The sequence below is a fragment of the Bradyrhizobium sp. CCGUVB1N3 genome, assembly GCF_024199925.1.
In the GTDB taxonomy this organism is placed as follows: Bacteria; Pseudomonadota; Alphaproteobacteria; order Rhizobiales; family Xanthobacteraceae; genus Bradyrhizobium.
This window is the reverse complement of the sequence record NZ_JANADR010000001.1, coordinates 6,068,112-6,081,300: the sequence shown is the minus strand read 5'-3', so window position 1 is coordinate 6,081,300 and position 13,189 is coordinate 6,068,112. Positions and strand designations below refer to the sequence as shown.

At 63.1% G+C, this 13,189-nt stretch carries 15 protein-coding genes; 6 read left to right on the top strand and 9 right to left on the bottom strand.

All coding sequences use genetic code 11. The features are described from left to right. Positions 1–87 precede the first annotated feature (87 nt). The 4 genes from recF to dnaA all read right to left on the bottom strand — a co-directional run bounded on the left by recF (position 88) and on the right by dnaA (position 4,713). A complete protein-coding gene (recF, locus tag NLM33_RS29010; protein ID WP_254101218.1) occupies positions 88–1,224 on the bottom strand; it encodes a DNA replication/repair protein RecF in 1,137 nt (378 codons plus the stop codon). A gap of 90 nt (positions 1,225–1,314) precedes the next feature. Continuing rightward, positions 1,315–1,680 (bottom strand): endonuclease domain-containing protein, encoded by a 366-nt coding sequence (locus NLM33_RS29005; RefSeq protein ID WP_254101216.1) that lies wholly within the window; start codon positions 1,678–1,680, stop codon positions 1,315–1,317. A 242-nt stretch (positions 1,681–1,922) separates the two neighbouring features. Next, positions 1,923–3,041 (bottom strand): DNA polymerase III subunit beta, encoded by a 1,119-nt coding sequence (gene dnaN, locus NLM33_RS29000; RefSeq protein WP_254101214.1) that lies wholly within the window; start codon positions 3,039–3,041, stop codon positions 1,923–1,925. 253 nt (positions 3,042–3,294) lie between these two features. After that, the gene (dnaA, locus tag NLM33_RS28995; RefSeq protein WP_254101212.1) at positions 3,295–4,713 is read right to left on the bottom strand and encodes a chromosomal replication initiator protein DnaA; all 1,419 of its coding nucleotides are present in this window, start codon (positions 4,711–4,713) and stop codon (positions 3,295–3,297) included. A gap of 88 nt (positions 4,714–4,801) precedes the next feature. Here dnaA and NLM33_RS28990 point away from each other — a divergent pair, with 88 nt between their 5' ends. Further along, positions 4,802–5,077 (top strand): hypothetical protein, encoded by a 276-nt coding sequence (locus NLM33_RS28990; protein WP_254101210.1) that lies wholly within the window; start codon positions 4,802–4,804, stop codon positions 5,075–5,077. A 947-nt stretch (positions 5,078–6,024) separates the two neighbouring features. Here the strand turns inward: NLM33_RS28990 and rpsT are convergent. Continuing rightward, the gene (gene rpsT, locus NLM33_RS28985; RefSeq protein WP_254101208.1) at positions 6,025–6,291 is read right to left on the bottom strand and encodes a 30S ribosomal protein S20; all 267 of its coding nucleotides are present in this window, start codon (positions 6,289–6,291) and stop codon (positions 6,025–6,027) included. A 388-nt stretch (positions 6,292–6,679) separates the two neighbouring features. Here rpsT and NLM33_RS28980 point away from each other — a divergent pair, with 388 nt between their 5' ends. From NLM33_RS28980 to NLM33_RS28960, 5 genes are all read left to right on the top strand, one after another. Then, entirely contained in the window at positions 6,680–6,997 is a 318-nt protein-coding gene (locus NLM33_RS28980; RefSeq protein ID WP_254101206.1) for a hypothetical protein, read from the top strand. A gap of 135 nt (positions 6,998–7,132) precedes the next feature. Continuing rightward, on the top strand, positions 7,133–7,789 hold the full coding sequence (gene msrA / locus NLM33_RS28975) for a peptide-methionine (S)-S-oxide reductase MsrA (protein ID WP_254101204.1): 657 nt from the start codon (positions 7,133–7,135) through the stop codon (positions 7,787–7,789). Between the two features lie 244 nt (positions 7,790–8,033). Continuing rightward, a complete protein-coding gene (locus NLM33_RS28970; RefSeq protein WP_254101202.1) occupies positions 8,034–8,780 on the top strand; it encodes a polysaccharide biosynthesis/export family protein in 747 nt (248 codons plus the stop codon). Positions 8,781–9,165: 385 nt separating this feature from the next. Then, a complete protein-coding gene (locus tag NLM33_RS28965) occupies positions 9,166–9,420 on the top strand; it encodes a hypothetical protein (protein ID WP_254101201.1) in 255 nt (84 codons plus the stop codon). A 26-nt stretch (positions 9,421–9,446) separates the two neighbouring features. Then, positions 9,447–10,196 carry an SGNH/GDSL hydrolase family protein gene (locus NLM33_RS28960; RefSeq protein WP_254101199.1) on the top strand — a complete coding sequence of 250 codons (750 nt, stop codon included), beginning with the start codon at positions 9,447–9,449 and terminating at the stop codon, positions 10,194–10,196. A 78-nt stretch (positions 10,197–10,274) separates the two neighbouring features. Here NLM33_RS28960 and NLM33_RS28955 read toward each other — a convergent pair whose 3' ends face one another. The 4 genes from NLM33_RS28955 to NLM33_RS28940 all read right to left on the bottom strand — a co-directional run bounded on the left by NLM33_RS28955 (position 10,275) and on the right by NLM33_RS28940 (position 12,967). Continuing rightward, the gene (locus NLM33_RS28955; RefSeq protein WP_254101197.1) at positions 10,275–10,754 is read right to left on the bottom strand and encodes a hypothetical protein; all 480 of its coding nucleotides are present in this window, start codon (positions 10,752–10,754) and stop codon (positions 10,275–10,277) included. Positions 10,755–10,979: 225 nt separating this feature from the next. After that, entirely contained in the window at positions 10,980–11,654 is a 675-nt protein-coding gene (locus NLM33_RS28950; RefSeq protein WP_254101195.1) for a dienelactone hydrolase family protein, read from the bottom strand. A 185-nt stretch (positions 11,655–11,839) separates the two neighbouring features. Continuing rightward, entirely contained in the window at positions 11,840–12,178 is a 339-nt protein-coding gene (locus NLM33_RS28945; protein WP_254101194.1) for a hypothetical protein, read from the bottom strand. A 3-nt stretch (positions 12,179–12,181) separates the two neighbouring features. After that, positions 12,182–12,967 (bottom strand): alpha/beta fold hydrolase, encoded by a 786-nt coding sequence (locus NLM33_RS28940; protein WP_254101192.1) that lies wholly within the window; start codon positions 12,965–12,967, stop codon positions 12,182–12,184. Positions 12,968–13,189 lie beyond the last annotated feature (222 nt).

The following is a 13,189-nucleotide window of genomic DNA, read 5'->3' as shown; positions in this document are numbered from 1 at the left end:
CATCGCGCGATTGCAACGGCTGCGACACTGTCGGCGCGGCCTCAAGAGACTAGTCGCCGGGGGAACCCGTCAGGTTCAACGGTGACCCTACCGGCGCGCCGTGATGCGCCCGTTCTCGACGTCGAACACCTCGCCGGAGCTGCCGATCTCGGCAAAAGCGGCAGGGTCGGCGCCGGTTAACCACACCTGCGCACCGAGTTTCTGCAGTTCGGCAAACAGCGCCGCACGGCGGTGCGGATCGAGATGCGCGACGACCTCGTCGAGCAGCAAGAGCGGCACGATGCCGGTCATCTCGGCAACCAGCGTCGCATGCGCCAGCACGAGCCCGATCAGCAGCGCCTTCTGCTCGCCGGTCGAGGCATCGCGCGCCGGCATCCCCTTCGGCGCATAGACGACTTGGAGATCGGTGAGGTGCGGCCCGTCGGTGGTGCGGCCGGCGATCGCATCGCGCGGGCGGTTGTCGCGTAGGATCTGGCGGTAGCGGTCCTCGACCGAAGTCGCGGTCTCTGCAAGCAACGCGTTCTCCATCCAGCCGTCGAGCGCGATTTGCGCCGACGGGAACGCCGAGGATTGCGCGCGGCCATTGAGCATCGCGGTGAGCTTTGCAGCGGTCTGGCCGCGCGTCGCTGCGACCGCGACCGCAAGCTCGGCGGTTTCGCGCTCGATGGCGTCGCACCAATGGTCGTCATAATTGCGCACCTCGAGCAGCCGGTTGCGCGAGCGCAGCGAACGCTCGAGCGCCGAGATGCGGCTGGAATGCTCGCTGTCAATCGCCAGCACCAGGCGGTCGAAGAAGCGCCGCCGCTCCGAGGCCGCGCCCATGAACAGGCCGTCCATCGCCGGCGTCAGCCACACCATGCGGATGTGGTCGCCGAAGGCGCTCGCCGAGTTGACCGGCTCGCGGTCGATGCGGCAGCGCCGGCTCACCGCGCTGTCGGCGCGCGGCGCATCGATGCCGGTGCCGAGCGTGCCGAGGCCCAGCGCGCCCTCGACCTGCGCGGAGACCGCCCAGGATCCGTCGCCCTGATTGTCGGCGACGTCCTCCAGCGTCGCCCGTCGCAAGCCGCGGCCCGGCGACAGAAACGAGATGGCCTCGATGCAATTGGTCTTGCCCGCACCATTGGGGCCGACCAGCGCCACCATGTCAGCCGTCGTCTCGAGCCCCGCCGCCCGGTAATTGCGAAACTGCGTCAGCGTCAGGCGATGAATGCGGGAAGGGGTCATGCTCTGTTCGTCGCAAACCGGACTCTTCACCCTCTCCCCTTGTGGGAGAGGGTGGCGCCTCACGAAGTGAGGCGACGGGTGAGGGGTATCTTACCGCGTACTGAGCTTGGCAAGGATGTCCTCCAATACGGCCGCGGGCTGTTGCAAGACATCGTTGTTCCAGTAGCGGGCGATTTGAAATCCTTCGGCAGCAAGTGCGGCTTCCCGAGTAGCATCGCTACGCGATTCTGCGTGCTGACTACCGTCGATTTCGATGACGAGCCGCTTCTCGAAGCAGACGAAATCGAGAATGTAGTTCTTGAAGGGGACTTGTCGGCGAAACTTGACAGTGGAGAGCCGGCGATCCCTGAGCAATCGCCACATCGCAGCTTCGGCATCCGTCGGCTCTCGTCGCATCTTCTTCGCGAATTCACGCAGATGCGTGGCGGCCGGTCGATGATGCGGGTCTTGCGGCACAAGCCCCTCACATCGCACTCTGTTCGTGAAGCGGCGGCGGTGTGCCTTCGCGAAGCGAAGCCGGGTGAGGGGTTGCCTTCGCATTGTAGGTGCGGAGAGAGGACCCCTCACCCGAGTGAGCTTGGGTCGACGAGCGGAGCTGCCCTCTCCCACAAGGGGAGAGGGCACAGCAATGCGCAGCTCTCCCTGGTCGCGAAGCGATGGCAGTGTGCCTTCACTATGCGCCGGGAGGCTCACGCGCCTCACACCCGCATCGGCATCAGCACGTATAGCGCGCTCTTGTCGTCGCGGTCCTGGACGAGGGTCGGTGAACCCGGGTCGGCGAGCTTAAGGGTTGCGACCTCGCCCTCGATCTGGGCGGCGATGTCGAGCAGGTAGCGGGAGTTGAAGCCGATGTCGAGCGCGTCGGAGGCGTATTCGACCTCGAGCTCTTCGGTCGCGCTGCCGGAATCCGGATTGGTGACCGATAGCACCAGCTTGCCCGCGGAGAGCGAGAGCTTCACCGCGCGGCCGCGCTCGCTGGAGATGGTGGAGACACGGTCGACAGCGGCCTCGAAATCCTTCTTGTCGACGACCAGTTCCTTGTCGTTGTTCTGCGGGATGACGCGGCCGTAGTCGGGGAAAGTGCCGTCGATCAGCTTTGACGTCAGCACCACATTGCCGATGGTGAAGCGGATCTTGGCCTGCGACAGCTCGATCGTGACTTCGGCCTCGCTGTCCTCGATCAGGCGCTGCACCTCGCCGACGGTCTTGCGCGGTACGATCACGCCGGGCATGCCGGCGGCACCGGTGGGCTGCACCAGATCGAGCTGGGCGAGGCGGTGGCCGTCGGTGGCAACGCCGCGCAAGGTCGCGGCTTTGGCTGAGCCTGCGGCATGCAGATAGATGCCGTTGAGATAGTAGCGCGTCTCCTCGGTCGAGATCGCGAACTGGGTGCGGTCGATCAGCCGCTTCACGTCCTTGGCGGCGAGGTTGAAGGAATGCGACATGTCGCCGGCCGCAAGATCGGGAAAATCATTCTCCGGCAGCGTCTGGAGCGTGAAGCGCGAGCGGCCGGCACGGATCGCCAGCACGGAGCGGTCGCCGTCGCCTTCCAGCACGATCTGCGAGCCGTCGGGCAGTTTGCGCACGATGTCGTAGAACATGTGCGCCGGCACGGTCGTGGAACCGGCGGTCGCGGTTTCCGCAGGCAGCGTCTCCGTCACCTCGAGATCGAGGTCGGTCGCCTTCAGCGACAGTTTTGCGCCTTCTGCACGCACCAGCACGTTACCGAGGATCGGGATCGTGTTGCGGCGCTCGACCACGCGATGGACGTGGCCCAGCGATTTCAGGAGTTGCGCGCGTTCGACCGTAACCTTCATTGCACTACCCGCCCGATCCCCAGGATGGAAAAGCCGGGCGGCCGAAAGCGGCGCCGCGGCAGGGAAGAAACCCGACAAAGCCGGATCATCCAGCCGATATGATCAAAGCCGCCAGGGTCGCGCAAGGTGGCGCGTAAAGCCATCCGATTCAAGGGATTGGGGTGCTGTTCCCCACGATTTACATCCCGATTTTGCCTCTCGCCCCGGCGGCAAAGCCGGGACGATCAATGCCAGGTCGGAAGGGCCTAGGGGTTTATTCCTGCAGCTGCCGCTTCAGGGATTCGACCTCTTCGGACAGCGCCGTATCCTTGCTGACCAGTGCCTCGATTTTGCGCACCGCGTGCAGCACCGTGGTGTGGTCGCGCCCGCCGAAGCGGCGGCCGATCTCCGGGAGTGAGCGCAGGGTCAGCGTCTTGGCGAGGTACATCGCGACCTGCCGCGGCCGGACCACGTTGGCGGTTCGGCGCGAGGACAGGAGGTCGGAACGGCTGACATTATATTGCCGCGCCACCACGCGCTGGATGTCCTCGATCTTGATGCGCTTGGGCTCCTGCGGCCGGATCAGGTCGCGCACCTCGCGCTCGGCCATCTCCAGCGTCACCGGCTGGTTGTTCAGCTTCGAGTGAGCAAGCAGCCGGTTGATCGAGCCTTCGAGATCCCTGCCGTTATGGGTGATGGTGCGCGCCAGATAGTTCAGCACCTCCTCGGGCACGTCGAAGCTTGCATGATGGGCGCGGGCAGCCGCGACACGCGACTTGAGAATGCCAAGCCGCAAATCTTCTCCGAGCGATCCCATCTCGACCACAAGGCCGCCGGCGAGCCGCGAGCGGACGCGATCGTCCAGGCTCTCGAGATCGGACGGCGGGCGGTCGGCCGCGATCACGACCTGGCGACCGGCATCGATCAGCGCATTCAGCGTGTGGCAGAACTCGGCCTGCGTCGACTTGCCCTGGAGGAACTGGAGGTCGTCGATGACGAGCACGTCGATGCCGCGCAGCGCTTCCTTGAAGGCGAGCGCCGTCTGCGTCTTCAGCGCGGCGACGAAGCCGTACATGAATTTTTCCGCGGTGAGATAGAGCACCTTGCGCTCGCTGCCGGAATTGCCGGCCCATGTCACCGCCTGGAGCAGATGCGTCTTGCCGAGGCCAACGCCGGCATGGATGTAGAGCGGATTGAACATCACGGGATCGCCGCGGCGTCCTTCCGCGACCTGGCGTGCCGCCGCATGCGCCAGCGTGTTGGCGCGGCCGACGACGAAGCTTGCAAAGGTCAGGCGCGGATCGAGCGGCGAGCCGCCGAGCGCGTCATGGTTGGCGGAGACCGGCGCGGTCGCGGTCGCGCGCAGCTCGGCCGAGGGGCGGCCGTCCATGCGCTTGGCCTCGATCGGCGCCGGCGCTTCCTTGAGTGCGATGGTCGGGCGCACAGCGGTGCGCACGGTGAGGTCGATACGATGCACTTCCGGCATCTCGGCCTGCCAACAGGAGAGCACGCGCTCGGCATAATGGGCCTGGATCCAGCTCTTCAGGAAGCGCGTCGGAACCGAAAGCCGCACGCTTTCCTCCTGCACTCCTTCGAGATCCATGCGTGCAAACCAGCTGGTGTAGACGTCCTCGCCAACGCTCGTGCGCAGCCGACCCTTCACGCGTGACCAGCGATCCTGTTCCGATGTCATCGTTTGTAAACTTTTCTTTGGAGATAAGGTTGCGTTGCGAGTGCCGTTGCAGGTTTCCTGCCACGGCACGACCTCAAGCGAATCCATCTTGAAGGCACAGATCAACCGTTCGGCGCGAACGCCGCAGAGCAGACCAGTGATGTCAAGAATTGTGGGGTCGCGAGGTCAGCGCGTACTCAGCGCGCAGGGGCACGCCGGGGGCTGGTCGCAGGACGAACTCGAAACGGCATCATTGGAAGAAGAGATGTTGTTCAATACCGCGTTACGATCGTTCGACATGGTGCCTCCCCGTCCTGCCGTGATTGCTCACGGCAAGGTCCTGCGTGTCGTCTATGAACTTCGCGCAGGAACTCCACATTCCTAGCGCGAGGCCCGCCCGTCTTTCATAGCTTGTCCGGGTGGCGCTGCCCTCGCGCTTGTCGGGTCGCCTGTCGCTGTCTCTCCGTTGCGTGTGAACGCGAGCGAGACACGAATGCCCCGCTTGGAGACATTTGGACAAAGCACTACCGTTCCCATATTGCTATGGGTTTCAAACCGACAATCGCTTGGTAAAGCGCCGCCAACGTGCACACCGCCGCCGATTTGCACGCTCGCCCCGTTTCTAAAACCGCGCTGGTCTCAAGATCGTGGGCGCTGCGGACGGCTTTAAGAAATACACGATGCACGGAGACTCGCAATGAAATTGATTCACAGTTGAGGAGCTTAAATCCTTATCTGCGTTAACGCGCGCGCAGAGTTGTTCACAGGGTCGAGAACCAAGTTTTTGAATCGCCGTGCAGAATCGAAGGCAATGCGCGTCATGTGACAATTATCCGACGGCGCGCAAAAAAAATTTACAAAAGCGTCACGCGAGTGCCGTGTGAGCCAATTTTCCAAATGCTTCCGGTCACTATGTGGATAAGTGATTATCGAGACATCGTTTTTCGAGTCTCGTTTTGCAGGGTAACCCTGCCGTTGCACAACTCCCCTGGATACCATGGCGTGCAGGATGATGGCGGGGCGGGAATTCGTTTTGCCGCGCCACACAGGCTTTTCGCAACTGCGATGAAGGTTTCCAGTGTGACAGAATAGCCAGCAGGTAAAATTACGGGAGGTAAAATAGCGCGCCGAAAAATTTTTCAAAGAGCTTCGATCGAAGAGCTCCCGTCTATCAGCGAGCTCCTGTCAAAGAGCAGGGATCAAGAGCTCCGATGGCGGGAGCGCTGGAGCAGAAGCTCCGGCTGACGCGCTCTGGTCTTCGTCGCGCGCACGACAAAAAGAAAAAGCCCGGCGCATGCCGGGCTTCGTCCGCTTACGCGGTGTTCGTTCAGATTACTTGCCGAGCTTGGCGATCTGATGCGTCAGCCGCGACACTTTGCGGCTCGCGTTGTTCTTGTGAACGATGTTGCGCTGCGCGGCACGCATCAGGGCGGGCTCGGCGTTCGCCAGCGCCTTCAGCGCGGCGGCGCGATCGCCGGCTTTGATCGCCTCTTCGACGGTGCGGACTGCGCCGCGCATCTGGGTGCGACGCGACTTGTTGACGGCGGTACGACGGGCAATCTTGCGCGTCGCTTTCTTGGCGGAAGTGGTGTTGGCCATAGTCTCAAAAATCCTCTGCGGTGACCGGTCGCTTCTTGCTCGGATTAGCGCCGGCTGCTTGAACCGCGAAATCGACGCTCGGTTTTAGGGTGTTCGGTTGCTAAGGCAGTTCTGTTGAGCCCGCGTGCCAGCCTTGCGGCTATTGCCTCACTAAGGCTGCCTCACATGGCTCAAAGAACAGCGGCGGCGGGATTGCGCCCGCCGCCAGTTGGCGCCCTTATAGAGGGGGCCTGCGGCACCGTCAACGGCTTCGGGAGGCCGGAAAACTGCCTTTGGTGGAACGGGAACCGCCGTAACGTACTGACGAGGTTGAATTTCTGCTTGCGTCCCGGTATTGGCTGGCGGCGTTTCGCCCCGTCCCGGCCGGATGGGCATATTAAGGTGATGCATGATCCGCGGCTTTTTCCGACTGATCGGCCTGTTGCTGCTGGCTGGCGGCTTCATCTTCATGGTCTATGACGGCGCCCGCTGGGTGGCGGACCAGACCCTGCGGTTCACCCGGTTCGGCCAGTTCTGGAACGATATCCATCAGGCCAGCCAGCAGGCGTTCCGGACCTGGGTCGAGGCCAAGGCCCCCTGGCTATGGACCTCGGTGATCCGCCTGGTGCTGGACCAGCCGGTTTTCGCCGTGCTCGGCATCCTCGGCATCCTCCTGATGATCCTGTTCCGGCCGAGGAAACCCCTGATCGGCTATTCGCGGGACTGACCGTCCCTTGCAAAGGAGGCTGCGTAACAGGGCTGCCTCTCCAGACGTAAATGCCTATATTCAACAGGTATCGCGAGCACGCCGCCTCAAGCGCCCCTGCTTGGGCGACGGGCAGCTCGTTTCGGAGATCCGACCATGCTGTTCATGCGCAAGACCACTGCACTCCCGAGCGCAGCCGATGCGCTGCCGGGCCGTGCGCAGCCTTTGCCCACCGCCACCACCCATTTCGTCAACGGCCAGAAGCTCAAGCCGCCTTACCCTGCGGGTCTCGAGCAGGCCGTGTTCGGGCTCGGTTGCTTCTGGGGCGCCGAGCGCAAGTTCTGGGAGCTCGGCGAGGGCGTCTACGTCACCGCGGTCGGCTATGCCGGCGGCCATACGCCCAATCCCACCTACGAAGAGGTCTGCTCGGGCCGCACCGGCCACACCGAGGTGGTGCTGGTCGTGTACGATCCGAAGAAGATCCCTTACGAGCGCCTGTTGAAGGCGTTCTGGGAGAACCACAACCCGACGCAAGGCATGCGCCAGGGCAATGACGTCGGCACGCAATATCGAAGCGCGATCTACACCTATAGCGATGCGCAGAAGAAGGCGGCCGACGAGTCCAGGGCGCTCTATCAGAAGGCGCTCGCAGCCAAGGGCCTCAGCGCCATCACCACCGAGATCGCGCCCGCCGGCGAGTTCTATTTCGCCGAGGATTACCACCAGCAATATCTCGCCAAGAATCCGGCCGGCTATTGCGGCCTCGGCGGCACCGGCGTCTCGTGCCCGATCGGCGTCGGCGTGAGCGCGTAAGCCACGAACTCGCTGCACCTCTCCCGCCTGCGGGAGAGGTCGCATTGCATCGTGAGATGCAATGCGGGTGAGGGTTCTCTCCACTCAAAGAGCGTTCATTGCGGAGGCACCCTCACCCCAACCCTCTCCCGCAAGCGGGAGAGGGAGCGCACTGTGCCCGTTGGTTGCACTGTCGCGTCTCACGTGAACTCAACGCTTTATTAACCATAGCCGGTGCAAGACTGGAGCTATCTCGGTTCAGGGGATGGCTCCAGTGCGGGTTGCGCGCGCGTTTCGATTGTCGATCTTGGCAGCGTCCGCCGCGCTCGCCCTTGGCGGCTGCATGCAAACCGTCGGTCCCGTCGCGGTCGCGCAGCCGCGCAGCGATCTCGACTACATGGCCTATGGCCAGCCCGCCGGGCCGCAGCCTGTTGCCGTCGTCGACAATTCCGGTGGCGGCGCCATCGGCGCGCTCCGCAATTCCTTTGCCGCAGCTCCCGCGCCCGTAGATGTCGGCTATGCCGCGCCCATGCCGGTGCCGGTGCGCTATGACGCGTCCTATCACCTCGATGCCGGCGACAAGCTGCGCGTCGTGATCTACGGTCAGGAAGGTCTCACCAACACCTACGCCATCGATGCCGGCGGCGCGATCACCATGCCGTTGATCGGCGCGGTGCCGGCGCGCGGCCGCACCACGGCCGGGCTCGCCTCCGAAATCGCCGCGCGCCTGCGCAACGGCTATATCCGCGAGCCCTCGGTGGCGGTCGAGATCGAAGCCTATCGTCCCTTCTTCATTCTGGGCGAGGTCGCCGCGCCCGGACAGTATCCTTACGTGCCGAACATGACCGTCGAGAGCGCCGTCGCGATCGCCGGCGGCTTCTCGCCGCGCGCCAAACGCGACGTGGTCACGGTGACCCGCAGCGATGCCGGTGGCGCGATGCGCGCCGTGGTGCCGCTCGGCACGCCGCTCGGCCCGGGCGACACGGTGTACGTCGGCGAACGCTGGTTCTAAATCTCTCACCGCCGTCATTCCGGGGCGCGACGAAGTCGCGAGCCCGGAATCCATTCTGCCACGATCTCTGAGGCCCGATGGATTCCGGGCCTGCGCCTGTCGGCGCATCCCCATTGCGCAATTGCGCAATGGGGAATGACATGCTGAGAGAGCCGTTACGGCCCGCGCTGAAGACGTCCGTTCATCAGGGCTGACAGGAGGCTATAGCTGCCGGGACGAAGCGGCCCGATTGACCCAGAACGGACATCGGGCATTCGACTAAGGACATTAGAATTAGTACATTTCTTTTCCAGGAGTGGCTTGTAGGAACCGATGACGGTTCCGGCTTGACGGGGCCCTCAGCCGGCGCGGAAATGCCTATTAACGGTAGCGAAGGAGCGCGCGCATGAAACTCAAGATGTTTATCGGTCCGGATGCCAAAGACATTGAACGGCAGGTCAACATTTGGCGTCGAGAATCGCCAAATTGCAGGATTATCAAGAGCGAAACAAACGTCTCTTATCACACCATCCCGAACCTATCGGGGAACACTGCGCTTCAACAAAGAATTTCAATGGCGATTTGGTATGACGACGACGGCACCGAAACATTGTCGGTGTCTTCTCCTTCACTTCCACCTCACCTCAGAAATTCGAATTAGAGTATCGACCTGGTTCGGAGCAGGGCTTGTCGACTTTTGGCGCATGCCGGCGGGTCGTTGGTCGGACTCCTTCACAGCATCCGTTCCTAGTTCAACTGAACGAGGTTCTCATGGCCAGGCGAATCCTGTGTTTTGGCGACTCTCTGACTTGGGGGTGGATTGCCGTTCGCGAGGGAGCACCAACGACAAGATTTCCTTATCCGGAGCGGTGGACGGGGATCATGGCCTCCAGACTTGGGTCCGACTACGAAATCGTGGAGGAAGGTCTGAGTGCACGAACGACAGCGATCGATGATCCCGTTGATCCGCGCCTGAACGGATCCGCCTATCTGCCCTCCGCGCTGGCAAGCCACCTTCCGCTGGACCTCGTCATCATCATGCTCGGAACGAACGATGCGAAGAGTTACTATCATCGCACGCCATATGAGATTGCGCTCGGCATGTCGAAGCTGGTCGGCCAGGTCCTCACGTCGACGGGTGGCGTCGGCACGGTTTACGGAGCCCCTCAGGTGCTCGTTGTGGCGCCGCCTCCACTTGCGCCCGTAGCCGATCCCTGGCTCCAGGGAATGTTCGAGGGCGGGCGCGAGAAGACGATGGAGCTTGCGACACAGTACAGGTCTCTGGCCAACTTCATGAAGGTCGACTTCTTCGACGCAGGAAGCGTGATCTCAACAGGCGGTCTGGATGGAATCCATTTCTCCGCGAAAAACAATGTCGATCTCGGCTACGCCCTGGCTAACCAAGTCTTTGAGATCTTTTCGCGCACAGCACAGTGAATGTCGGCAGGTGAAGCTTGCACGCCTTCTGCCCATTACTCCCTTTTGCGAGTACACGGCTTAGTCACAGCTCGCGCCTCACCGCCTGAAGTCGAGGCGACCGTTTGGAAAGCATCCGTCGATGCGCGTCGCGTCGACCAAGCGCCCGACCCATGGCCGCGTGATGCCGGGGTCCGTCAGGTTGATGTATTTTCCGACCAGGAGATCTGCGCCGTCACGCGCGGCATCGATGAGCCCGTGCCTTCGGCCATCGTCCCAATCAAAGCGCAGATAGATCCGGTTCCCAGCGACGCGGAGCTCGGCCCGGCCCTGTTTCCACTTGTCCGGGGCATCGCCCAAAATGGTCGGATCGGCGCCGCCGTTCCAGCGGCTTGCCCAGGCGCCGTCCAGAGGATCGGATGATGCAGGGACCTGGGCCCATTGTGCCGCGTTGCCGTCGTCCTCGCCGCCGGCGAGTGTCGCCGTCGCGGCATAGGTCATCACGTCATGGTCGTTGGGTTCCGGCACGTCCATGGTGCCGAACGGGTTGCGGATGATGAGTCGCGTGGTGTCTCGCATGACGATATTCCGCGTCAGTTGGCTTTGAGCCAGCTCTATCGTGATACGTCACGTAGCGACCACCCGATTTCCGCCAAGTGAGCTGCGCTGTTCTCTCTCCTTCGTCATTCCGGGGCGTGCGCAGCGCGAGCCCGGTATCCACTTCGCCACCAACTTCGCGGCACGGTGGATTCCGGGCCTGCGCCTATCGGCGCATCCCGGAATGAGGACGGTGAGAGTTGGACGCTACTTGTGCAAATGCTCGGCAAAGAACGCCATGCTGCGCGGCCAGGCGATGTCGGCGCTGGCCTTGTCGTAGCTCGCGCGCTCGTCGCAGTGGAAGCCGTGCTGAGCGTTCGCGTAGATGAAGACCTCGACGTCCGCCCGCTTGCCCTTGATGGTCTCGACGTCGGTCAGGGGAATGCCCGCGTCTTTCTCGCCGAAATGCAGCTGCGTCGGCACCTTCGGCTTCTCATCGGCAAAGCGCACGACGGCGCCGCCATAATAGCCGATCGCGGCCGAGAGGCCGGAGAGCCGTGTCGCTGCGACATAGGCGATGCTTCCCCCTAAGCAGAAGCCGATGATGCCGACCGGGCCGACAGTCTTCACCGCATCGATCGCGGCCTGCGTATCGCGCAGCATCGCCTCCCAGTCGGGATTGGCGACGAACTTGCGTGCCTCCGCGATCTCGTCGGGCGAATAGCCCGATTGGAAGTTTGGCGAGGTGCGATCGAAGATCGACGGCGCGATCGCGACATAGCCTTCCTTGGCCAGCCGGTCGCAGACCGAGCGGATGTGATGATTGACCCCAAAGATCTCCTGGATGACCACCACCGCGCCCTTCGGCGCGCCAGTGGGGTCGGCGCGATAGGCGCTGAGCTGGAAATTGTCGGAGGCCGTCAGTTTAATGTCGTGTCCCACGAGGTTGTCCTTCGTTGTTGGCTGTTGAATGAGTTGTTGATCCCGAATTTCCGCTCTCTCACCTCATCCTGAGGAGCGCTCCAGCGGAGCGCGTCTCGAAGGATGAAGGCCGAGATGCGAGAGCCGGGCCTCAATGGTTCGAGACGCGCCTTCGGCGCTCCTCACCATGAGGATTGAGAGTTGTGTTACTCCCACATCCAGTTCTCGCCGTAGTCCTCTTTCCAGCCTGCGAGGCGACCATGGCGGAATTGCAGGAACAGGCGGTGGCGGTAGGGGATGAGCCGGCTGCCGCCGAGATTGCGCAAGGCGAGGTAGATCTCGTTGCCGGGACGTCCGCGAACATATTGCAGCGGCTGGCCCAGCGCCTGCGCCGCCTGGGCGGCATCCATCCCGAAGGCCAGCGGCGCGGTGTTCGACAATGTCATGACGAAGGGCAGGCGCGGCGGCGCCCATTGCTCGGCTTGCGCCGAGGCCGTCATCATGCCCAGCGTCATCGCGACAGTTGCGACCATCGTCGGCTTCATCGTTCAGGTCCCTTCGCGGCCCGCTTCGTGCGGCAGATTTGTCAGGAAGGGGACCACCGCGTCAACAAAAGCCTGCGGCTGATCGATGTTGACGGCATGCCCGGCCGCGGGAATCACGACCTTGTGTGCGCCGGGGATTTTGGCTGCCATGTAGTCGGACGCTGCGAGGAACGGCGTGTCGTCGGCACCGGCCACGATCAGCGACGGCACCTTGATGTCCGGCAGCAACTCTATCACCGTCGCGTCGCGCTGGGTCAGCATGCCGCGCGCGGCGAGCGCAAGCCCCCTGGCGTTGCGGTGGCTGGCGGTCGCGCGTTCGCGGGTCGCCGATTGCAGCACGTCGAGACCCTCGCGATCGAGCTTGTCGGCGGTGGCGCGTGCGCGCGCGTTCCAGGCCTCGCGCGCATCGTCCTTCCTGAATCCCGGACCGGTGTCGATGATCAGGAGCGCACGGACGCGCTGCGGATGCGCGCGATAGAAGGCGAGCGACATGTAACCGCCAAGCGACAGCCCGCCGATGATGGCGCGCGGCGCGCCGATCGCATCGAGAATTGCGGCCATGTCGCCGACGGTCAGCGCTTCGCTATAGGCGGCCGGGTCGTCGGGATAGTCGGAGCGGCCATGACCGCGCATGTCCCACAGCACGAGCGAGGCGTGCCTGGCGAGCGCATCGATCTGCCCATGCCACATTACTGATGTCGATGAATAGCCGTGGGTCAGAAGCAGCGGCGGCCCACTGCCGTGGACTTCGTAGTGGATGGCAACTCCGTCCCGATCGATCTGTGGCATCGCGCCCATCCATGTTCGTTTGTCGAACATCCTAGCGCGACGGGTTACTTCGAGGATACTGGCAGATCATTCAAGGCATGCCGTGATGGCATGCATGCATCGCGCGAAGCCTGCCGCTTATTCCGTCAGCCGGTTTGCACCAACGGCCTTGTCGCAATGCACAAGGGCGATGCGTGCATCACGTTTGTTTCGATCAATTCCAAATTGCATTTGCCTCCGCAA